General features: G+C 46.1%; 18 protein-coding genes. 16 read left to right on the top strand and 2 right to left on the bottom strand.

Features of this window, described 5'->3' with window-relative positions:
• Nucleotides 1-24 precede the first annotated feature (24 nt).
• Nucleotides 25-357 carry a GIY-YIG nuclease family protein gene (locus IEV98_RS11930; RefSeq protein WP_188506243.1) on the bottom strand — a complete coding sequence of 111 codons (333 nt, stop codon included), beginning with the start codon at nucleotides 355-357 and terminating at the stop codon, nucleotides 25-27.
• Nucleotides 358-467: 110 nt separating this feature from the next.
• Between IEV98_RS11930 and IEV98_RS11925 the strand changes: the two genes are divergently transcribed.
• From IEV98_RS11925 to IEV98_RS11870, 12 genes are all read left to right on the top strand, one after another.
• Nucleotides 468-1,241 carry a LexA family transcriptional regulator gene (locus IEV98_RS11925; RefSeq protein ID WP_188506242.1) on the top strand — a complete coding sequence of 258 codons (774 nt, stop codon included), beginning with the start codon at nucleotides 468-470 and terminating at the stop codon, nucleotides 1,239-1,241.
• Between the two features lie 113 nt (nucleotides 1,242-1,354).
• A complete protein-coding gene (rimP, locus tag IEV98_RS11920; RefSeq protein WP_188506241.1) occupies nucleotides 1,355-1,825 on the top strand; it encodes a ribosome assembly cofactor RimP in 471 nt (156 codons plus the stop codon).
• A 1-nt stretch (nucleotide 1,826) separates the two neighbouring features.
• Nucleotides 1,827-3,065, top strand: coding sequence for a transcription termination factor NusA (nusA, locus tag IEV98_RS11915; RefSeq protein ID WP_188506240.1), 1,239 nt, complete (start codon nucleotides 1,827-1,829; stop codon nucleotides 3,063-3,065).
• Between the two features lie 110 nt (nucleotides 3,066-3,175).
• Entirely contained in the window at nucleotides 3,176-6,112 is a 2,937-nt protein-coding gene (gene infB / locus IEV98_RS11910) for a translation initiation factor IF-2 (RefSeq protein WP_188506239.1), read from the top strand.
• 145 nt (nucleotides 6,113-6,257) lie between these two features.
• On the top strand, nucleotides 6,258-7,634 hold the full coding sequence (locus IEV98_RS11905; RefSeq protein WP_188506238.1) for a tryptophanase: 1,377 nt from the start codon (nucleotides 6,258-6,260) through the stop codon (nucleotides 7,632-7,634).
• Between the two features lie 207 nt (nucleotides 7,635-7,841).
• Nucleotides 7,842-8,804, top strand: coding sequence for a formylglycine-generating enzyme family protein (locus IEV98_RS11900; RefSeq protein ID WP_188506237.1), 963 nt, complete (start codon nucleotides 7,842-7,844; stop codon nucleotides 8,802-8,804).
• Between the two features lie 45 nt (nucleotides 8,805-8,849).
• Nucleotides 8,850-10,169 (top strand): Gfo/Idh/MocA family protein, encoded by a 1,320-nt coding sequence (locus IEV98_RS11895; protein ID WP_188506236.1) that lies wholly within the window; start codon nucleotides 8,850-8,852, stop codon nucleotides 10,167-10,169.
• Between the two features lie 5 nt (nucleotides 10,170-10,174).
• Entirely contained in the window at nucleotides 10,175-11,185 is a 1,011-nt protein-coding gene (locus tag IEV98_RS11890) for an FAD:protein FMN transferase (RefSeq protein WP_188506235.1), read from the top strand.
• 73 nt (nucleotides 11,186-11,258) lie between these two features.
• Nucleotides 11,259-12,185, top strand: a complete 927-nt coding sequence (locus IEV98_RS11885; RefSeq protein WP_307726855.1) for a hydroxypyruvate isomerase family protein — start codon at nucleotides 11,259-11,261, stop codon at nucleotides 12,183-12,185.
• A gap of 36 nt (nucleotides 12,186-12,221) precedes the next feature.
• On the top strand, nucleotides 12,222-13,445 hold the full coding sequence (locus IEV98_RS11880) for an MFS transporter (RefSeq protein ID WP_188506234.1): 1,224 nt from the start codon (nucleotides 12,222-12,224) through the stop codon (nucleotides 13,443-13,445).
• Between the two features lie 94 nt (nucleotides 13,446-13,539).
• Complete coding sequence (locus IEV98_RS11875) at nucleotides 13,540-15,219, top strand: GMC oxidoreductase (RefSeq protein ID WP_188506233.1); 1,680 nt, start codon at nucleotides 13,540-13,542, stop codon at nucleotides 15,217-15,219.
• 32 nt (nucleotides 15,220-15,251) lie between these two features.
• Nucleotides 15,252-15,821 carry a gluconate 2-dehydrogenase subunit 3 family protein gene (locus IEV98_RS11870; protein ID WP_188506232.1) on the top strand — a complete coding sequence of 190 codons (570 nt, stop codon included), beginning with the start codon at nucleotides 15,252-15,254 and terminating at the stop codon, nucleotides 15,819-15,821.
• Here the strand turns inward: IEV98_RS11870 and IEV98_RS11865 are convergent.
• Nucleotides 15,814-16,719: a M28 family peptidase gene (locus IEV98_RS11865; protein WP_188506231.1), complete on the bottom strand. Its 906-nt coding sequence runs from the start codon at nucleotides 16,717-16,719 to the stop codon at nucleotides 15,814-15,816. The two genes, IEV98_RS11870 and IEV98_RS11865, sit on opposite strands and share 8 nt — an antisense overlap.
• Nucleotides 16,720-16,856: 137 nt before the next feature.
• Here IEV98_RS11865 and IEV98_RS11860 point away from each other — a divergent pair, with 137 nt between their 5' ends.
• From IEV98_RS11860 to IEV98_RS11845, 4 genes are all read left to right on the top strand, one after another.
• Nucleotides 16,857-17,126, top strand: a complete 270-nt coding sequence (locus IEV98_RS11860; RefSeq protein WP_188506230.1) for a hypothetical protein — start codon at nucleotides 16,857-16,859, stop codon at nucleotides 17,124-17,126.
• Between the two features lie 12 nt (nucleotides 17,127-17,138).
• Nucleotides 17,139-17,831 (top strand): type 1 glutamine amidotransferase, encoded by a 693-nt coding sequence (locus IEV98_RS11855; RefSeq protein WP_188506229.1) that lies wholly within the window; start codon nucleotides 17,139-17,141, stop codon nucleotides 17,829-17,831.
• Between the two features lie 183 nt (nucleotides 17,832-18,014).
• Complete coding sequence (locus tag IEV98_RS11850; protein WP_188506228.1) at nucleotides 18,015-18,662, top strand: response regulator transcription factor; 648 nt, start codon at nucleotides 18,015-18,017, stop codon at nucleotides 18,660-18,662.
• Between the two features lie 283 nt (nucleotides 18,663-18,945).
• Nucleotides 18,946-21,519, top strand: a 2,574-nt coding sequence (locus IEV98_RS11845) for an Ig-like domain-containing protein (protein WP_188506227.1), incomplete at its 3' end; no start/stop codon positions are given.

Here is a 21,519-nt window from a genome sequence, read left to right as displayed (position 1 = left end):
GGATATCCCGTGCGGCGTGATTAGTTAGGGGCGCAAGCTGGTGTTCAGCAACGTCGTGGGTCGCGCGCTATGGAGCGGTCTGACCGATCCTAAATCTGACCAATTGGGGTTGTGCTTCCGTATTAGCTTTTCTTTTTGCATACGGGTATACCTAGTCAATTCCTTAAACCGGCGCGCGGCGGCTTCTTCCGTAGGAAGCGTCTCATGGTACACTAATCTGGATACTTTTGCACAGGTGTCTAAAAAAATGCCAGATAACTCTTTGTAGGTGTTTACCGCCTTTTGGAGGCTATCTGTCATGCCTACATGCAGGCAAGTTCGGTTGCAATCGGTCAGTACATAGATGTAATTGCTCATGATGTTGAAAATTATTTAACGTTTATATTTTGCAGCTCTAAAAAAATTACTAACTTTATTGGCACAATAATACTAACTTATTTAGTCTATTCAAATTTATTTTTATTTTTATGTCGAATATTGCTAATAACCTTAAATACCTCCGCAAGAAAAAGCGGCTTACCCAACAACAATTTGCGGATGAAATGGCCATCAAGCGCGCTTCCGTCGGTGCTTATGAAGAGAGTCGGGCGGAGCCGAAATACGAATTGCTAAAGAAAATTGCCGATTTCTATGAGTTGACAATGGATGAGCTTGCGAACGATACGATCAATGACAAGTGGAAGCCTACTCCTCGGGGCAATGCGGCCAGCGTCCGAGTGCTAAGCATTACGGTAGACGGCGATGACAAGGAAAACATTGAATTGGTGCCGGTAAAAGCCAGTGCGGGATATCTAAACGGGTACGCCGATCCAGAGTATATTTCTGATCTTCCAAAGTTTAGTTTGCCGATGTTTAGACAGGGTACGTACCGGGCTTTTGAAATCAAGGGGGATTCCATGTTGCCTTTGCAGCCCGGTAGTATTGTGATTGCGGAGTACGTTGAAAACTGGAATGAAGTGAAGCCGGGCCAGACCTATGTAATCATTTCGAACAACGAGGGCGTAGTCTACAAACGGGTGGCTTTCAAATATAAGGATGATAAGGGATTGAAGCTGGTTTCCGACAATAAGAGTTATGAACCGTATTGGGTGCCCTCTGACGATATCCTGGAGGTATGGAGAGCTAAGGCATATATCAGTACACAGCTGCCGGAGCCAAATCCGGAGCCCACTATGGAAACACTTACTGCTATGATGGCCCAAATGCAAAAAACGATAAGTACTGTGGTGGAAAAGCGATAGGAATTGGAGTGAGCAGAATTTTGATTTTCAAAGATTTTATTTATCTTTGCATCATCTTGAAAAAGAGGGGACAGCTTTAGTCCCCTTTTTTCATGGTTACTAGTTCATAAAGCGTGGCATTTTCAATAGAAGACAGAGTTACCGCATTGGTTGAAGAAAAAATTGCCGACAGGGAAGACCTGTTTTTAGTGGGTGTAAAAATGCACCCAAGTGGCAAATTAGAGGTGTTGGTTGATGGTGATAATGGTGTGAGTATCGAAGACTGTGTAGCAATAAGCCGTTATGTGGGTTTCCAATTGGAAGAGGAGGATGCGATTTCCCATGCTTACCGATTGGAGGTGTCATCACCGGGGGTAGATACGGCGCTTACCTCGACGAGGCAATATCGAAAGAACATTGGAAGGTTTATCCAGGTTGGATTGCAGGATGGGGTGACAAAGGAGGGCAAATTGCTCGAAGTAACGGAAGCGTACATTGCCATCGCTGAAAAAATAAAAGAGAAGGGGAAGAAGGCTGTTGAAAGTCAACGTAATATTCCCTTTGAAAACATCACAACAATAAAGGTGTTAATTTCATTTAAGTAAAATGAGCAACAATATCAATCTCATTGACTCTTTTCAAGAATTTAAAGAGTTCAAAAACATCGACCGCCCTACGGTCATCAGTGTGCTGGAAGAGGTGTTCCGTAGCATGATCCGTAGGAAGTATGGTACCGATGAAAATTGCGACGTTATTGTCAATCCAGACAACGGCGATTTGGAAATTTGGCGTACACGCGTAGTCGTGGAAGATGAGTTTTCCGAAGATGACGATTTGGAAATCGAATTGACTGATGCGCGGAAATTTGATCCGGATCTTGAGGTGGGCGATGACTACATCGAGGAAATCACGTTGGAGAGCTTTGGACGCAGGGCAATCTTAGCCGCGAGGCAGACCTTGGTTTCCAAAATCCTGGAATTAGAGAAAGACGAAGTATTTAAGAAATATAAAGACAGGGAAGGTGAATTAATTACCGGAGAGGTGTACCAAATATGGAAAAAGGAAACCTTGGTACTCGATGACGATGGCAATGAACTGATTTTGCCTAAGACAGAACAGATTCCTGCCGACTATTTCAAAAAAGGTGATACCATCCGGGCGGTGGTTGATAAAGTCGAAATGGTCAATGCCAATCCACGGATTATTATTTCACGCACGGCTCCGGCGTTTTTACAGCGCCTTTTTGAGCTGGAAGTGCCCGAGATATTCGACGGGCTGATTACCATCAGGAAGATTGTCCGTGAGCCGGGTGAGCGCGCTAAAGTGGCCGTTGAATCTTATGACGACCGCATTGACCCAGTGGGTGCTTGTGTCGGCATGAAAGGTTCCCGCATCCACGGTATTGTCCGTGAGCTTCGCAATGAAAACATCGACGTTATTAATTATACGAATAATACCCAATTGTATATTCAAAGGGCATTAAGTCCGGCTCGCATCGGATCGATAAAGTTGGATGACGAGCATAAGACCGCGGCGGTCTATCTTAAATCTGACCAAGTGTCATTAGCCATTGGACGTGGGGGGCACAATATCAAGCTTGCCGGTAAGCTTACAGGCTATGAAATAGATGTTTATCGCGAGGCAGAAGAGATAGAGGAGGATGTGGATATTGAAGAATTTGCAGATGAAATTGATGGTTGGATCATCGATGAACTGAAACGGGTAGGCTTGGATACGGCAAAATCGGTGCTAGCGCTTTCGGTAGAAGATTTAGCGAGACGTACCGATTTGGAGGAAAATACCATCCAAGAAATCATTCAAGTGTTGCAGGCTGAATTTGAGTAAAGTTGTCGACAGGATACGCCTACGGCCACGCTTTTTTAATTCTTTGCCGATAAACGCTTAAAAAAATATACTTTTGTATCAGCACAAAAAACGAGAGGTAAATAAATTAAATGTCAGAAGGTAAGAGCATAACATTACTGAAAGCAGCAAAGGAACTGAACATTGGTATAGGCACTGCTGTCGATTTTTTGGCCAAAAGCGGTTATGAAATCGAATCCAAGCCAGGAACCAAGTTGGACAGCGACACCTATGATGTTCTTTTACGGGAGTTTCAAGGTGACAAGATTGTGAAGGAAGAAGCCAACCAAATTATCATTGGTAAAATCCGTCGTGATGAGTCACCTTCGGAGAGCGTTGTGCAAAAACCACAGAGAGACAGTGATACAGAAGAAATTCTGATCAAGAATACTGGTGCATTTACTCCGGAAGAGCGCCAGGTGCCCACACCTGATCAAGATAAGGATAAAGATCAAGAAAAAGATGAGGTATCGCAAGTAGAAGAAAAGCCGCATGTATCGGGCATGAAGATCGTCGGCAAGATAGATTTGGCAAATCTCAAGGGCGGGAAACCTCAGAAGGAAACGCCTAAGGAAGAAATAACGGAGAAAGGGGTTCCTTTGCCTTCGGAAGCTGATGTGCAGAAAGAACCTGTAAATATACAGGAGGAACCTGTGCCTGCAGAAACAAAGGTTCCGGAAGTGGAGGAGTCAAGTAAAGAACCCGTTGAAGAGAAGCCGGAACAACAACCCGTTGTTGCTGAAACAACAGCAGTTGAGCCTATACCGGAAGTACCACAGGTTGCGGCTAAGCAGGAAGAAGGAAAAGCTGACATTAAAGAAAATGTACGCCAACCCCATAGTGACGTAATACGGGCACGAGCACAGCGTCTAACCGGGCCTAACGTGGTTGGCCGTATTGACTTGGCCGCGCATCAGCCAAAAGAAAAGCCGGTTGCTTCTTCCAGTTCTTCTGGCATTTCATCCCAGGATCAGAAGCGCAAGCGCAAACGTAAAGATAAGCCGACAACTCAACAACGTCCGGGAACCACTACTCCCGGCCAGCATGGAGGGCCCAAAGGACGCCCGGACTTCAAGGGCAAACCCCGGCATACCACTGAGAATAGGGAAGAGCCAACCGAAAAGGAAATACAGGATCAAATAAAGGCAACGCTTGCACGTCTTAGTGGCGCAGGTAAATCCGGTAAATTTGCGCAGCGAGCGAAACTTCGTCGTCAGAAGCGCGATGATATTGCTCAATCGGCAGAAGAGGCGGCTTTGGAACAGGAAATGATGTCCAAGGTACTGAGGGTCACTGAGTTTGTAACAGCAAATGACCTAGCCAATATGATGGGTGTGCAAGTGACGCAGATCATAGCTACCTGTATGAGCTTGGGGCTTTTTGTCTCAATCAATCAGCGGCTGGATGCTGAAACTATTGCGATTGTTGCTGATGAATTTGGTTATGAAATCGAGTTTGTGAAGCCGGAGGATGAAGAAAACACCGAACTCGAGGAGTCCGATAACCCAGAGAATCTTATACCCCGTGCACCTATTGTGACGGTAATGGGCCACGTAGACCACGGTAAGACTTCCCTACTTGACTATGTCCGTAAGACGAATGTGATCGGTGGCGAAGCAGGGGGAATAACCCAACATATTGGCGCCTATGAGGTGACCCTTGATGATGGGCGTAAACTGACGTTTTTGGATACGCCTGGCCACGAAGCCTTTACGGCGATGCGTGCTCGCGGTGCAAAAGTAACAGATATCGCAATCATCGTAATCGCCGCTGATGACAGTGTGATGCCCCAGACAAAGGAAGCGATCAATCACGCACAGGCGGCAGGTGTGCCTATCGTATTTGCCTTTACTAAAATAGACAAACCCGGTGCAAGTGCTGACAAGATTCGTGAGCAGTTGTCTACGATGAATATTCTGGTTGAAGATTGGGGTGGTAAATACCAATGCCAGGAAATATCTGGTAAAACAGGTGAGAATGTAGATTTATTGCTGGAAAAAGTTCTGCTTGAAGCCGAGATGCTCGAATTGACGGCAGATCCCGGTAAGCGCGCTGTTGGTTCGGTAATTGAGGCAAGCCTCGATAAAGGCAGGGGTATCGTTACCACTGTATTGATTCAATCGGGAACACTTAGGGTGGGAGCACCTATATTAGCAGGATCCCATAGCGGAAAGGTGAAGGCGCTATACAATGAGCGCGGGCAGAAGGTGACAGAAGCTGGGCCTGCAACCCCGGTACAAATACTGGGGATGTCTGGTGCACCTACGGCCGGAGATAAGTTTTATGAAATGGAAAGTGAGGTGGAGGCACGACAGGTAGCTAACAAAAGATTACAGCTGCAACGTGAACAGGGCTTGCGTACCCAAAAGCATATCACGTTGGATGAAATCGGAAGACGACTGGCCATTGGGAACTTCAAGGAACTTAATGTTATTGTCAAAGGCGACGTGGATGGTTCCATTGAAGCGTTGTCGGATTCCCTGCTCAAATTGTCAACGGAGGAAATCCAAGTTAACGTTATCCATAAATCGGTCGGCCAGATCTCTGAATCGGATGTCTTGTTAGCCTCAGCTTCTGATGCCATAATCATTGGTTTCCAGGTGAGACCTTCTACAAGTGCCCGGAAACTGGCCGAGCAAGAGCAGATCGATATCAGGCTATATTCGATTATCTACGACGCGATCGAGGAGGTTAAGGCAGCGATGGAAGGTATGTTGGAGCCGAAATATGAAGAGAAAATTGTGGCGAATGTGGAAATTCGGGAGACCTTTAAGATCACCAAAGTAGGTACGATTGCCGGCTGTATGGTGCTGGACGGAAAAATCAACCGCAATCACAGTATCCGTGTGATTCGAGATGGTGTAGTTGTACATACCGGACAGTTGGCGTCGCTCAAACGATTTAAGGACGACGTGAAGGAAGTTTCCACTGGTTACGAATGTGGATTAAATATTCAGAACTTCAACGATATCAAAGAGGGCGATATTATCGAGGCATATGAACAAGTGGAAGTTAAACGTAAACTCTAGCAACGTTAGCTATGCCAAGTATGTGGAAGAACATCATCAAACAACCGTCATAGCTGAATGTTGAAATTTTCGCGGCCTGCTTTTAATAAAGCGGGCCGCGTTGTTTTTTCAGTTTATCTATACGTAATGTTTAATGTTTTTTCGCATGAATACGATCATCGAACCTTTTAAGATTAAAACAGTAGAGCCGATTTATTTTACCACACGTGACGAACGTGCCCATATTTTAAGGCAGGCCCATTATAATCCCTTTTTAATTAAAGCTAGGGATGTAATCATCGATTTGTTAACGGACAGCGGTACCAGCGCTATGAGCAGCGAACAATGGGCCGGTGTCATGCGCGGGGACGAAAGTTACGCAGGGAGCGACAGCTTCTTTCGTTTTGAAGAGGTTGTCAAACAGATTACCGGCATGCCGTTTATCATCCCGACACATCAAGGCCGAGCTTCAGAGAAAATCCTGTTTACAATAGTGGGGGGTATTGGTAAATATGTACTTAGCAATACACTGTTTGATACGACTCGGGCCAACGTAGAATTTTCGGGAGCAGAGGGAGTTGACTTCCGTTGTACGGAAGGTATGGATCCGGCATTGGACGCTCCGTTTAAAGGCAATTTAGACATTTCGGCGTTGCAGTCTTTCATCGTCGACAAGGGCATTGCCGATAGCTCGATGGTGATGCTCACCGTAACCAACAACTCGGGCGGTGGCCAGCCGGTGAGCATGCGTAATATTCGCGAAGTGAGTGCACTATGCAAGCAATATCAGATACCACTATTTATTGATGCATCTAGGTTTGCTGAGAACGCCTATTTTATTAAGCTACGTGAAGCGGGTTACGAAACAAAAAGTATCCTGGAAATTGCGCAGGAGATGTTTTCCCATACAGACGGTTGCATAATGAGTGCAAAAAAGGATGCTTTTGCAAACATTGGTGGATTCATTGGGATACGGGATGAGCAATTGGCCGAAAAGTGCAAGAATCTGTTGATTATGACAGAAGGATTCCTCACCTACGGTGGGCTGGCCGGTCGCGATTTGGAGGCCATAGCCATTGGCTTACGAGAGGTAATGGAAGAGGATTACCTGACGTATCGGATCAGAAGTATCAAGTATATAGGTGATAAGCTTGATGTATTCGGTATCCCCTATATTAAACCCACGGGAGGTCATGCTGTATACCTCGATGCAAAGCGATTCATGGATCATATCCCCGTATGCCAATATCCTGGTCAAGCCTTGAGTAATGCATTGTATTTAGAAGGCGGGATAAGAGGCGTGGAGATTGGATCCGTGATGTTTGGTAAATATGCGATCGACGGTAGTTTGATCCCACCATCCATGGAATTGGTAAGGCTTGCTATTCCCCGAAGGGTATATACACAAAGCCACATCGACTATGTAGCAGAAGTCATCGTGGAAGTCTACAAGAAAAGACGTGAATTTAATGGGTACCAAATAATTTTTGAATCCCCCTCACTCCGACATTTTACAGCGAGATTTGACCCGGTGTTGTTTTAAGGTATTCTTTTAGTCAGAAAAGTTTTCCACATCCGGATTTCCTTCCCTAGTGTATTAATCACACACTGCAGGCGATTTTTTTACGTCAAGATGCAAGTGTTTGCCGAAAGCATAGGATTAGGCGATTGTTAAAATGCCGGGTATATTTTGGATTTAAATAAAAAGGCAGTAAATTCAGCCACCAATTTTTTATTGATTATAGCTGAGATGTCTGTTAATTCTGTATTTTTTACCAGCCTATTGTTGCTGAACGTTGCCGTAGCTCAAGAAGATTTCAAACCGTATACCCAACAAATAGCGGGCACTGCCCTTAAATTTACGATGCAGCCGATTTCCGGAGGGGAGTACGCTATGGGGAGCATACATGGTAATGCAGATGAGCAACCGGTACATCAGGTAAAAATAGATCCATTCTGGATGGGTACTTACGAAGTAACCTGGGATTTGTATGAACCGTTTGTTTACAAAGATCTCGAATTGTCGCGCAGCGGAGGTAGTATCGAATCGGAGGTGGACGCAGTAACCCGGCCTACGAAACCTTATCTGGACATGACCTTCGGCATGGGTAAGGAAGGACATCCGGCCCTGGCGATGACCCAATATAATGCTATTCAGTTTTGTAAATGGTTGTATGTGCGTACAGGTGTATTCTATCGCTTGCCTACAGAAGCGGAGTGGGAATATGCATGCCGCGCGGGTAGCGAAACCGAATACTATTTTGGGGACGATGAAGCTGAGTTGGGCGACTACGCGTGGTACGCAGCAAACAGTGGCAACAAAACCCACAAAGTAGGCCAAAAAAAGCCTAACGCTTGGGGACTGTATGACATGCATGGCAATGTGGCCGAGTGGACATATGATCAATATATAGTAGATTTCTATAGCCATTTCGAGGATACTATGGCGGACAATCCGGTGGCCACACCGGAAAAACTATACCCGCATAGTATCCGGGGTGGATCGTTCGAGGATGCCGTCGGGGACCTTCGGTCTGCATCACGTCTGCCTTCCGACCCGTCATGGAAGCAACTTGATCCGCAGATACCGAAAAGCAACTGGTGGTTTCCCGAAGCTCCGTTTATCGGTGTCCGGTTAGTGCGGCCGTTGAATCCGCCGACTGACGCGGAAATCGAAGCCTATTTCGAACGGGCACCGATAGAAGATTATTGATTTAATACCCTATGAATTTTTTAACCATAAGATAGACTAAAGCAAATGGATACAACAAATTTGGGTGGACAACGCCGAGAATTTCTGAAGACGTCGGCGCTATTAGCAGGCGGCGCAATGTTAAGTAGTGTGCCATTTATGGGCGCACATGCAAGTGTGGACGATACGATCAAGGTTGTCGTTATTGGTTGCGGCGGCAGGGGCACAGGTGCTGCTTTTGATGCAATCGCATCGGGTGCCAATATTAAGATCGTCGCATTGGCCGACGCTTTCCGCGACAGGTTGGACGAGGCTTATACCAAACTGTCGGAGCGCCATGCGGACAAATTAGATGTGCCTGAAGATCGGAAATTCGTTGGTTTTGATGCCTATAAACAGGCCATTCCATTAGCCGATGTGGTCATTTTAGCTACCTCACCAGGATTCAGGCCAATCCACTTTGAAGAGGCGGTGCGGCAGAGCAAGCATGTCTTCATGGAAAAGCCGGTCGCCGTAGACATCCCGGGCATCCGCAGGGTATTGGTTGCCGCAGAGGAGGCTAAACGGAAGAAACTGAATGTAGTGGTAGGGCTACAGCGCCGTTACCAGGCCAACTACAGGGAAACGATCCGACGAATTCAAGATGGTGCAATCGGTGATATTGTATCAGGCCAGGTTTATTGGAACAGCGGTGGCGTTTGGGTGCGCCCGCGCCAGCCCGGTCAAACAGAAATGGAATACCAGATGCGCAATTGGTATTATTTCAATTGGCTATGCGGCGACCATATTGTAGAGCAACACGTTCACCAAATTGACGTGGTTAATTGGGTAAAGGGTAGTTATCCGGTATCCATACAGGGTACGGGAAGCCGTGCATGGCGTACAGGCAAGGAATATGGCGAGATTTATGACAACCACGCCGTCGAGCTCACTTATGCAGACGGATCGGTTATTTATAGCCAGTGCCGACATTTCGAAGGAACCGCCAATCGGGTAGACGAAACGTTTCAGGGCACTAAAGGGCGAGTATATCTTTCTGCCGGGAATGACGGTGTCCTTTGGGATCATAAAGGTAATGAGCTATTCAGCCATCCCAAGCGCGGCCAAGCCAATCCTTACCAACACGAACATGTGGAACTTTTCGAGGCGATAGCAAAAGGAGAGTACAAATTTGATAACGCCGAATACGGGGCATACAGCACGCTCACGGGTATCATCGGTAGATTGGCGACTTACTCCGGTCAGGTAATCAAATGGGAGGACGCACTGAAGTCTAACATCGATCTGATGCCCGAGCGTTTTGCTTGGGATGCCATGCCGAAGGTGTTGCCTGACGAGCGTGGTATTTATCCGTATGCCATACCCGGACAGACTGTTGTGGTATAGTGGGCATGTGGAAAAGATCGGTGCCGCTCGCCGCGATAGCCTGTTGGGTTATATCGATAAGCGCTACTGATTCCGGTTTAAGACGATATCAGATTGCGGGGTATGCCCAGGGTACGGACTACACCATTACTTATTATGCAGAAGATCGTGTAGTTTCAAAAGAAGCTGTTGATAGTATACTCGTAGTAATTGATAGCTCCATGTCGTTATATAAACCTTATTCGCTGATCAATAAGATCAATGGTGGCATTGGAGAGGAAGTGATGGTTGACGAGCATTTCTATCGGGTGCTTAAGCGATCATTCGAAATATACCGCGACAGCAGGGGTGTTTTTGATCCGACGGTAGCGCCATTGGTCCAACTTTGGGGCTTTGGTGTGGAAGCAATAAACCATTTCCCGGATAGTGCGGCGATACATGATGCGCTTGCTTGCGTGGGGATGGATATGATTCGGTTGAAAGGCCGCCGGTTGACGAAAAAGAAGCCGTGTATCAAGTTGGATATGAATGGCGTGGCGCAGGGATATAGTGTTGACGTGCTGGCAGATCATCTGGAACGCAACGGAATAATTCATTACATCGTGGAATTGGGGGGCGAATTGCGGGTGAGGGGACCTAAGCCTGATGGCGAGCCGATGCGTATTGGAATTGAGCGTCCTGCACGCAATGGTGACGAGCATGTGGTCATCCAGGATGTGATAACGGTGAGGATAGGTGCGATCACTACGGCGGGCAATTACCGTAAGTTTTTGCAGGAGGGGACGCGGCGGGTATCGCATCATATCGATCCAAAAACCGGATATCCCTTTGATACAGGTATCATCAGTGCGACCATTTACGCAAAAGATGCCATCACGGCTGACGGATATGATAACGTAATCATGGCTATGAAGGCCGATGAGGCAATAACGTTTGCGAACAAACGTAAAGACATGGATGTCTTTGTAGTTTATCGGGATGGAACTGGCGCCATAAGGGATACCATGAGTGTTGGATTTAAAAAGTTGATTAACTAATTATTAAGATGTGTCGGCTATGCGCGGTGAGGGCACCGACGCAGGTTGCATAAGGCTTTTAAGAACAATTATTATGATGAGAAGGAGTCAATTTATCCGTAACTCGCTGTTAGCGACGGGAGCGGTCGTCAGCAATGGTTCGTTATCCGCTTTTTCTGAAGAAAGACGGAATAGACAAGAAAACAGACCGTTCAATCTAAACTATGGCCCCCATCAAGGCCAGTTTGAGAATCATGCGGGAAAGAATATCCTCGACCAAATCCAGTTTGCATACGATAAGGGGTTCCGAAGTATAGAAGACAACGGTTTCTCAGGGCGGTCGGTCGAAGAGCAGGAGCGTATAGGTGCTTTATTGGCTAAGCTAGGCATGGATATGGGGGTTTTCGTACTGGATAAGGGCGGAAACGGAGCAAACACGCTGGCAGCGGGCAAACAGGAGCATGTTGATGTTTTCATCAAAGGTTGCCGGCAAGCCATTGAGCTTGCCAAACGGTGTGGAGGCAAATTCACGACCGTGGTTCCAGGCGATTTTGCCAGAAATCTACCATTAGATATTCAGACAGCAAATGTCATCGAGGCGTTGCGTCGGGGAGCGGAAATTTTAGAACCGCATGGAATCATCATGGTACTGGAACCACTGAGTGATACGCCGGACCTGTTTTTGAGAACCGCTACCCAAACTTACCTGATTTGCAAAGGGGTAAATAGTCCTTCTTGCAAGATCCTTTACGATGTGTACCATATGCAACGCAACGAAGGCGATCTGATTGCCAACATTGACCGGTGTTGGGATGAAATCGCATACTTCCAAACCGGTGACAATCCGGGAAGGCGGGAGCCTACAACCGGTGAAATTAATTACAAAAACCTATTCAGGCATATATATGACAAGGGATACCGTGGAGTTGTGGGTATGGAACATGGTAAATCGGTGGGTGGTAAGGAAGGTGAGGTGAAGTTAATCGCTGCCTATCGTGAAGTGGATAACTTTATCGATTGATTGATTAACAGTCAAGTATGAACTTCACAGCCCATTATGAATATAATCACCAGAATTAAACTGTCTTTCATGATGTTCCTTGAATTTTTTATTTGGGGAGCATGGTTTGTGACACTGGGGACATTTCTGAGCCAGAACCTGAACGCCGACGGTCTGGAAACAGCTAATGTTTTTTCCACACAGTCTTGGGGCGCCATAATCGCACCTTTTATTATCGGTTTGATTGCGGATAAGTATTTCAATGCGGAGCGTATACTTGGCATTTTGCATTTGGTCGGAGCGGTTTTAATGTTCCAGATGTACAGCGCAACCCATGTGGGCGTTTTTTATCCCTATGTGTTGACGTACATGGTATTGTATATGCCGACGCTGGCCTTGGTCAATTCGGTTTCGTTCAGGCAAATGTCGAATCCCGAAAAGGAATTTTCTACAATAAGGGTTTGGGGTACGATAGGATGGATTGTCGCCGGTCTAACGATTAGTTACGTATTTAAATGGGATACAGGTGAAGGGATGCTTCAAAACACGTTCTTAATGGCGGCTGTTGCTTCATTCGTTCTGGGGTTATTTAGCTTCTGGCTGCCCAAGACCCCACCGGTCAAAAAAGCTACAGTAGAAAAGCGTAGTCTTTCAGAAATATTAGGACTGGATGCCATCAAATTACTCAATAATAAGAATTTTTTGGTGTTTTTCGTATCCTCTATTCTCATTTGTATTCCACTTGCCTTTTACTACCAAAATGCGAATTTATTCCTTACTGAAATTGGTTTGACGAACCCCACGGGTAAAATGACGATCGGACAATTGTCGGAGGCTTTTTTCCTGTTGTTGTTGCCCGTGTTTTTCTCCCGATTCGGATTCAAGAACACCATTATGTTAGGGATGTTTGCTTGGGCGATACGTTATTTGCTATTTGCCTATGGGGATGCAGGTGAGCTTGCCTACATGCTAATCGTTGGCATTGCATTGCATGGCATATGCTACGATTTTTTCTTCGTGTCCGGCCAGATATATACCGATGCGAAGGCCGGTGAAAAACATAAGAGCTCGGCGCAGGGTTTGATTACGCTGGCTACGTATGGGGTAGGGCAACTGATCGGATTTTGGGTAGCCGGTTTTGCCAGCGAATATTACAAAGTAAATCATACGAGTGACCCTTTTTGGCAAAATGTATGGCTGGTGCCCGCTGGAATCGCAGCAGTAGTGCTTTTTTTATTCGCCGTTTTTTTTAAAGATGAAAAAGCCCGTACGGCTCTATAATGAGCATGTGGATAATAAAACGCAATTAATAACGTCATAATAATAGCGTTAGCGGGCTAACGTAATATAACTAAACAAAACTATATAATAAACTATGGCAGACAATGTATATGATGCGATCGTAATCGGATCGGGTATCAGCGGTGGCTGGGCTGCAAAGGAATTGACCCAAAAAGGGTTGAAAACCATCATGCTTGAACGTGGCCGCAATGTGGAGCACGTAAAAGATTATCCAGCTGCGACCAAACATCCTTGGGAATTCCCGCATCGTGGCGGACGCACCCAGCAGATGATTGAAGACTATCCGGTATTGAGCAGGGATTACCCACTCAATGAAAAAAACCTCGATTTTTGGGTGAATGAAAAGGAAAGCCCATATGTGGAAGTGAAACGTTTTGATTGGTATCGCGGATACCACGTCGGTGGGCGCTCGTTGATGTGGGGGCGCCAGAGTTACCGGTTCAGTGATTTGGATTTTGAGGCAAACCTGAAGGATGGGCATGGTGTGGATTGGCCGATCCGATACGCCGATATCGCTCCGTGGTATAGTTATGCCGAGAAATGGGCGGGTATCAGTGGCAACCGGGACGGTTTGGCTGTGTTGCCGGACGGCGATTTCCTTCCGCCCATGGAGATGAATGTGGTTGAAAAGGATTTGGCCGCGCGCATCAAAACACACTATGGCGGCAAGCGGCATTTTATTATGGGCCGGGTTGCCAATCTTACCGCACCACACGAAGGTCGGGTAAATTGCCAGTACCAGAACCAGTGCTGGCTTGGCTGTAATTTTGGTGCCTATTTCAGTACACAATCGTCTACTCTACCGGCTGCCGTGGCAACGGGCAACCTCACGCTTCGACCTTTTTCGATCGTTACCCGGATTCTTTATGATAAAGATACCAAGAAGGCTAAAGGCGTAGAGATCGTGGACGCGGAGAATAATCAAACCTACGAATATTTCGCTAAAGTAGTCTTCGTATGTGCATCTGCATTCAATTCTACATGGGTATTGATGAATTCAGCTACAGATGTCTGGGAAGGCGGATTAGGCAGCAGCAGCGGGGAACTAGGACACAATGCGATGGACCATCACTTCCGTTGCGGAGCACGGGGAAGGGTTGAAGGCTACGAAGACAAGTACTACTTCGGGCGTAGGGCCAATGGACTCTATATTCCCCGTTTTCGAAATGTGGGCGATGATAAGCGGGATTATGTGCGCGGATTCGGCTATCAGGGAGCTGCCAGCAGGGGGCGTTGGGGTGGCGAGATCGCCGAGATGAGTATTGGGGGCGCGTGGAAAGATGCCATGTGCGAGCCTGGCGAATGGTCTGTCAATTTTACGGCTTTCGGCGAAACATTGCCTTATCATGAAAATCGGATTTCCTTAGATAAGAAAGTGAAGGACAAATGGGGGTTACCTGTGTTGGCTATGGATATGGAAATCAAAGAAAACGAACTCAAGATGCGTAAGGATATGATGGAAGATGGAAAGGAAATGCTTGAGGCAGCTGGTGTCAAAGACGTTTCTACGTATGATAGTGGCTACGGTTTCGGGCAAGGGATCCATGAAATGGGGACCGCGCGGATGGGAAGGGACCCCAAGAGTTCCGTGCTGAATGCGAATAACCAGGTATGGGATGCACTGAACGTGTTCGTCACAGACGGAGCATGTATGACCTCCGCGGCATGTGTAAACCCATCGCTTACCTATATGGCATTAACGGCGCGTGCAGTAGATTTTGCTACGGAAGAGTTGAAAAAGGGAAATTTATAATGAGCTTTAATAGCTAAATAACTAAGATAGACATGAACAGAAGAGAAGCTTTGGCGCGGGTCGCATGGATAATGGGCGGAACCGTTGTTGGTGCCAATCTATTTTTGGAAGGATGTACCCGGAAAGCCACGAATAGCGTCGAAAGCCTATTCGAGCCAGCTAATATAGATTTGCTCGGCGATATCTCGGATACGATATTGCCCCCTACGAGTAGCCCTGGTGCAAAGGAAGCCGGGGTGGGGGCGTTTATCCCGGTAATGGTGAAAGATTGTTATACAGCAGATGACCAAAAGACGTTTGTCGAAGGACTGGCAAAGTTAGAAGATGCTGCAAAGGAAAAATTCGGCCGTAAATTCCAGGAATTAGAAGCAACGGAACGCACCGAACTTTTAGCTGCCATCGACAAAGAAGCCAAAGAGCATCAACGGAATAGAACGGACGAAGATCCTAATCATTACTTCCACTTGTTTAAACAACTGACGTTGCTTGGATTTTTTACCTCGGAGCTGGGTGCTACGAAGGCATTACGCTACGTGCAGATTCCAGGTAAGTATGAGGGGGACTATCCTTATAAAAAGGGCGATAAAGCGTGGGCTACATAGCCGAATTCCGGGTTTTCAGTAAGTCGGCATTCCGATTGATCCTTTCCACAATATCCCGTATTGTTAAGACGGCATTGTAGAAAAAGTCAGGCTGGATATGTTCATAGGTGTCATTGGGCGTATGGTAATCGGGATGATCCTCAACACCGAAGTAAATGAACGGGATGCCCACACGATGGAAAGCTGCATGGTCACTTTGGGTTGTCCAATCTTGATGTCCGCTTCCGGGTTCATCATGCCCCGTTTTGAGTGTGACGACTGGATTGTCAGTGTTGATAAATGGCAATAGGTGGGGATAATGATAGGTGCCGCAAGCATAAAGTTCGTTACGGTCGCTGCGGCTTACCATATCCATGTTAATGTTCAGTAGGATGTGTTCCAAAGGAATGGGTGGGTTATTTACGAATGCATTTGCACCTCGTAAGCCCATCTCTTCGGCATCAAATGCGACAAAAATCAAGGTGTACGCTGGGGTATGCTCGCTGAAATATGCCGCCAATGCTAACAACGCCGATACGCCGCTGGCATTATCATCCGCACCAAGATAGCGTTTCCCGTCGCGCTCTCCTAAGTGATCATAATGCGCGGAAACGACAATGGTTTCTCTGCGCTGACCGGGTATGTATCCAATGACGTTATATCCTTTAAGACGGTCTTCTATTTCGAAGGTATCAAGATAACCTTGACGGAAATCTTTCAAATCCAGCGCACGAAATCGAGCAGTCAGGTAGTTCATTGCCCGTTGGTGGCCTTGAGTACCTGGCTTTCGCCCTGCGAAGGTATCGGATGATAATGTTTTGATGTCATTCAATAGTAATTCCTTGTCTATTTCCTGAGCCTCGACACCAGCGCCGACCAGGCAAAAGAAGAGGGCAATGGATAAAATTCTAACTCCCATGGTTTGCTTTGCATTATATTAAGAAATGCAAATGAGCAAAATAAATCGTTGACATCGCTTATGTAACCGCAATTTTTCACATCTACGGTTGTGATTCCGGGAGTATTTCAGTAGTATTGTTTATCCAAATCAATAATATGGCAACCGGAGAATTAATACCCAAGGAGGACATTCCTAAATACAAGTTGGCTAGGGCTTCAGAAGACCATGTGATGGAATTACGCCCTAAACTGCGGAGTGCATTGCGGCTTGGCAATGAATTTAAGGCCAAAGCGATAATTACATTTCAGACCGTTGAGGGGCCAAAGCGTGTCGAAACGACTGTTTGGACGCTCACCGAAGATGCACTGCAAATCAAGAATGGCGTGGTGCTGCCACTGGGTAGTTTGTTGGATATCGATTATTGATTTCAGTTCGTTATGAATATTCATTGTCTCCAGCACGTGCATTTTGAAGGAATGGGATATATCCAGACGTGGGCAAATGAGCAAGGTCATCAAGTGACTGCCACACGTTTTTTTGAACAGGAACACCGATTGCCAACGATGTCAGCTATCGATGCACTAATTGTATTGGGCGGACCGATGAGTGTATTCGACGAAGCCCAATATGAATGGTTAGTCGATGAAAAGCGGTTTATCAGGGAGGCCATTGATGCTGGGAAAAAAATACTCGGAATCTGTCTCGGTGCTCAATTAGTAGCTCATGTGTTGGGGGCTGCCGTGAAGCCGGCACTCAACAAGGAAATAGGCTGGTTTCCCGTATTTGCCACCGAGGAGTCAAAAGCGCTGCCATGGTTTTACGAGCTTTTTTCTGCCGGCCCTACGGTATTCCATTGGCATGCAGACAAATTCGAGATACCCTATGGTGCCATCAATTTAGCATCGTCTGATGCAAATAAAAACCAAGCTTTTGCTGTTGGAAATCAGCTATTGGGTTTACAATTTCATGTGGAAACTACGCAGGTTGACGTAAGCGCGTTGATTGAAAACATGAATGCGGATATCATACCCGGCAACTTCGTGCAACATGAAACGGAATTGATAACCGGCATAGAACATAGCGAGGACCAAAGCATTTGCAAGGGCTTGCTTAGCTGTTTCTTTCATTAAATTGCGATATGATATAAAAGAAAAATTCATTACATTTTGTTTTCACCGCGCTTCCCAAAGGCGCGGTTTTTTTGTCGTTCATATACATTTTTGCGGCGTTTACATGCAATCATTTTCAATTACCTGTTTAACCAACTAACTTTGACTGAGCAAATTGAATAGAAGGATTACCACGATATCAGCATGGGAAGTAACTTAGCAAACGTTCAACACCATATTTTCCTGACCTATTGCCATGAAATTGTAGGGATAGCAATGAAATGGTTGGTGCAACAGCATTTTCCGAAATCGGCCATTAGTGAGGCACAAAATTTTCAGAAAACTTTGAGTGATTTGCCAAAGAAAGCTTATGATTTGGTGGTGCTCGACGCTGAGATCGGAGACAGCGCGCATGTATTGGGCACGCTTGAACATATTAAATCGATAAGCCCACAAACCCGTATACTAATTTTCTCTGAATTGGACGAGACAATATACGGTCCGAAATACTTAGCCTTCGGGACAAATGGATTTCTGGCCAAGAACACCGATGTAAGTAATATCGTGTTGGCGATAGAGACCGCATTGAACGGAGAGGTCTTTCAAGGTGAAATGATACACTCGACTGCTCCGTCAAAGCAACAACCATTAAAACCAAGCGTATTCAATGAACTATCCCGCCGCGAGTTCCAAATTGCGGATTTATTGATAAGAGGAGTGCCATTGACGGAGATTGGAAGGGAAGCGAACCTGAAAGAAACCACTGTAAGTACCTACAAGAAGCGGATATTCAATAAACTTGGTGTTAATACCTTGTCGGACCTTATCGCTGTATGGAAGATTTGCCGATAACACGCTTCCATACTCATCTTTAGACCTGTTCCAAATCTCCTTTCCCTCGTTGAACATGATGTAGTTTTTCTTCTACATGAATTCCTGTTCAAATACATTTTCCTGTCGTTCGTATACACCAAGTTGACTGAATAGGGCGAAATAATTCACTTTGTGTCCATTACTTGTGAAGAATGAATATCTCACGTTGAACAATTCAACAAGAACAAATGACCTTTTTATTAAAAGATAGATGAAAAATTTCGACCCACGATCTGTACTAACAACATATTTGCTTGTGTGTATGTTGATTCTTTTTGTGATTCCCACCGCATTGCGGGCCCAAGTTCGGAATGATTTCGAGCCGAAATATAAGTCGCCAACAGCAATAAGGGGTAACTTCGCTATGCTTGGTAATACCGTTGTGGAGCTCGCGGACAATCCTTATGGCGGGAAAGTTGGTCATAATGGCGACGGAGTTACATTTGTAGATGTAGACAATGATGTTGCGACGATTAATTCGTCGGCTGCGACGTTGGTATTTTCCAATGAAAACGGGGCGGTTAATTCGTGTACCCAAATCTTGTATGCGGGGTTGTATTGGACAGGGCGATCTTCTTCGGAAAATAACTTTGTTGATGCTGTGCTGCCGGACGGCAGTACGATCGAAAACAGATTTCAAAAGGACAGAATCAAGTTTAAAAAGGACGGTAGTGCTTATGAGGAGTTTACTGCGGATGGCGTTCTTATTCCCGAAGGTGATCCCAATGACGTGGAGAACAACCGTGGCATGTATGTCGCATATGCAGATATCACGGATTACGTCACATCGCATCGCGACGGTGTTTATTATGCCGCAGACATCGCTACAACTGCCACTAGTGATGTTGGCGGATTAGGGATTGGGTATTTCGGCGGATGGGGACTGGTTGTGGTATACGAAAATCCGTTGATGAAGACCCGTCACGTAATTGTTTACGACGGCTATGCATTTGTTCGCGGCGCGAACTCCCCGGAAAATAATTTCGAAATTGAAATTGATGAGTTCCAGTCCATAAAAAGCGGACCGGTGAACTTTACCTTAGGAGTGATGGCCGGAGAAGGTGATAAAGTGGATTTGGGTGACTACTTTGGCATGATGAATCGCTCTACCAATTCCTATGAGCGGCTGCAACATGAAAATAGTGATGTTAATAATTTCTTCAACTCTTCCATCGTTACGCAGGGACAGCGATGGCCAGAACTCGAAGATAACGCAGGGCTAGATATTGCGACGTTCGACGTTGCTAATGATAACAATAAGTTTATTGGTAATAATCAAACGACTACAAGTTTTGAGTATGGAACAAATGGAGATAACTATGTTATCTTCAATTTGACGTTTGCAGTAGATGCCTATGAGCCAGAAGTACATCCATTGAATAGTCTTATAACGCCAATACCGCCGTCAGGAACATTTGCTCCCGGAACAACAGTTGATTTCTTGTTAGAAGTTCGAAATACTGGAAGCGAGGAGGTGGTTGATGGGCGTATAGAGATACCGATTCCCAATACCGTGACGATGCAGGTATCCAATGTTTCGCAAGGACAGACGAATATAGTAGATAACGTATTGGTATGGGAAATCGGAGATCTAATTCTCCCCGACAATCAATTAGACGTGGTAGCGACGATGGAGTACAGTGTCACGATTAATGATTGTGTGCAAATACAGAGTGACGATTGCAATCCCCAAGTATCGCTCAATGGAAACCTTAGTGGAAAGGGGAAGCTGACCGGCGAGGAACTTGATGTTTCCTTTATAAAAGCGTATTTAGATGGCGATGACGAATGTGATGTGACAGGTGTACCTGTATTCGGGGGTGTAGATTTCGATATAGACCTCAGTGGCTGCTTTAAGTTCACTGGAGCAGATGATTTGGAGGTTTGTGTAGACGAGGAAGTTGAAGTGGTATTCAGTGATGAACTGGGGACTATAGCGGAATACAACTGGAGCATAGATAATACTGAAATCGGCTTGGACGGAGCGGGGCAGGGCAGTCTCAATTTCGTCGCAATCAATTCTACAGACCAAATTCAAACGGCTACGGTAACCGTTGTGCCAGTCAGTCTATCCGGCTGTGAGGGAACCCCGGTATCGTTTACGATTACAGTTTACCCGGCGCCAAATGCCATATTTGAAGGAGGGGATGAACTGTGCCCGGGTTCTACGACGCTTATGCAGGCAGAACAGTCGGGCGGTACGTGGAGTAGCAGTGACGAATCCGTTGCGGCGGTGGATGCCAATGGCAGGGTCACAGCAATAGCTCCCGGAACAGTAGAAATCAATTATGCCGTTGTCAATGACAATGCATGTGAGGCTACTTATTCGAAGACAATAACAGTAAAAGATGATTGCCTGGTGATGAGTGAAAAAGAGGTCTCAGATGAAAGTGGCGATCAGCTTGCACAGGCCGGGGAAGAACTTCGCTATACAATCAGGCTTACGAGCTCATTTGACCGAGTGGTGGATCGTACGATAACCGACGTGATTCCGTTGAATACAACGTTTATTGAAGGTAGTATTACAAATAACGGGGTTTACGACGCGGCAACGAATTCGATCACGTGGATCAATGTTGCTGTTCCGGTGGGCGGAGAGATTACCGTTTCGTTCGCGGTGAAAGTCAACGACAATCTTACTGACATAGCTGAAATTGTAAATATAGCCAAGGTTACGGGCGACGATCCGGAAACACCGGAGGAGCCCGAGGTGGAAATACCGACGGATCCCACCAAGTCATTTACTTCCACGAAGGCTGCAGATAAGGTGTCGGTGAAGGCTGGCGATGAGCTGACGTATACGATCACGGTGACCAACACGGGTGACGTGGACTAC

This window comes from Parapedobacter pyrenivorans, assembly GCF_014636865.1.
In the GTDB taxonomy this organism is placed as follows: domain Bacteria; phylum Bacteroidota; class Bacteroidia; order Sphingobacteriales; family Sphingobacteriaceae; genus Parapedobacter; species Parapedobacter pyrenivorans.
This window is presented reverse-complemented; position numbering and strand designations above follow the sequence as displayed.

Coding starts and splice junctions, on each gene's coding strand:
- IEV98_RS11930 (WP_188506243.1), bottom strand. CDS start 357: ATGAGCAATTACATCTATGTACTGACCGATTGCAACCGAACTTGCCTG.
- IEV98_RS11925 (WP_188506242.1), top strand. CDS start 468: ATGTCGAATATTGCTAATAACCTTAAATACCTCCGCAAGAAAAAGCGG.
- nusA (WP_188506240.1), top strand. CDS start 1,827: ATGAGCAACAATATCAATCTCATTGACTCTTTTCAAGAATTTAAAGAG.
- infB (WP_188506239.1), top strand. CDS start 3,176: ATGTCAGAAGGTAAGAGCATAACATTACTGAAAGCAGCAAAGGAACTG.
- IEV98_RS11905 (WP_188506238.1), top strand. CDS start 6,258: ATGAATACGATCATCGAACCTTTTAAGATTAAAACAGTAGAGCCGATT.
- IEV98_RS11900 (WP_188506237.1), top strand. CDS start 7,842: ATGTCTGTTAATTCTGTATTTTTTACCAGCCTATTGTTGCTGAACGTT.
- IEV98_RS11895 (WP_188506236.1), top strand. CDS start 8,850: ATGGATACAACAAATTTGGGTGGACAACGCCGAGAATTTCTGAAGACG.
- IEV98_RS11890 (WP_188506235.1), top strand. CDS start 10,175: ATGTGGAAAAGATCGGTGCCGCTCGCCGCGATAGCCTGTTGGGTTATA.
- IEV98_RS11885 (WP_307726855.1), top strand. CDS start 11,259: ATGATGAGAAGGAGTCAATTTATCCGTAACTCGCTGTTAGCGACGGGA.
- IEV98_RS11880 (WP_188506234.1), top strand. CDS start 12,222: ATGAATATAATCACCAGAATTAAACTGTCTTTCATGATGTTCCTTGAA.
- IEV98_RS11875 (WP_188506233.1), top strand. CDS start 13,540: ATGGCAGACAATGTATATGATGCGATCGTAATCGGATCGGGTATCAGC.
- IEV98_RS11870 (WP_188506232.1), top strand. CDS start 15,252: ATGAACAGAAGAGAAGCTTTGGCGCGGGTCGCATGGATAATGGGCGGA.
- IEV98_RS11865 (WP_188506231.1), bottom strand. CDS start 16,719: ATGGGAGTTAGAATTTTATCCATTGCCCTCTTCTTTTGCCTGGTCGGC.
- IEV98_RS11860 (WP_188506230.1), top strand. CDS start 16,857: ATGGCAACCGGAGAATTAATACCCAAGGAGGACATTCCTAAATACAAG.
- IEV98_RS11855 (WP_188506229.1), top strand. CDS start 17,139: ATGAATATTCATTGTCTCCAGCACGTGCATTTTGAAGGAATGGGATAT.
- IEV98_RS11850 (WP_188506228.1), top strand. CDS start 18,015: ATGGGAAGTAACTTAGCAAACGTTCAACACCATATTTTCCTGACCTAT.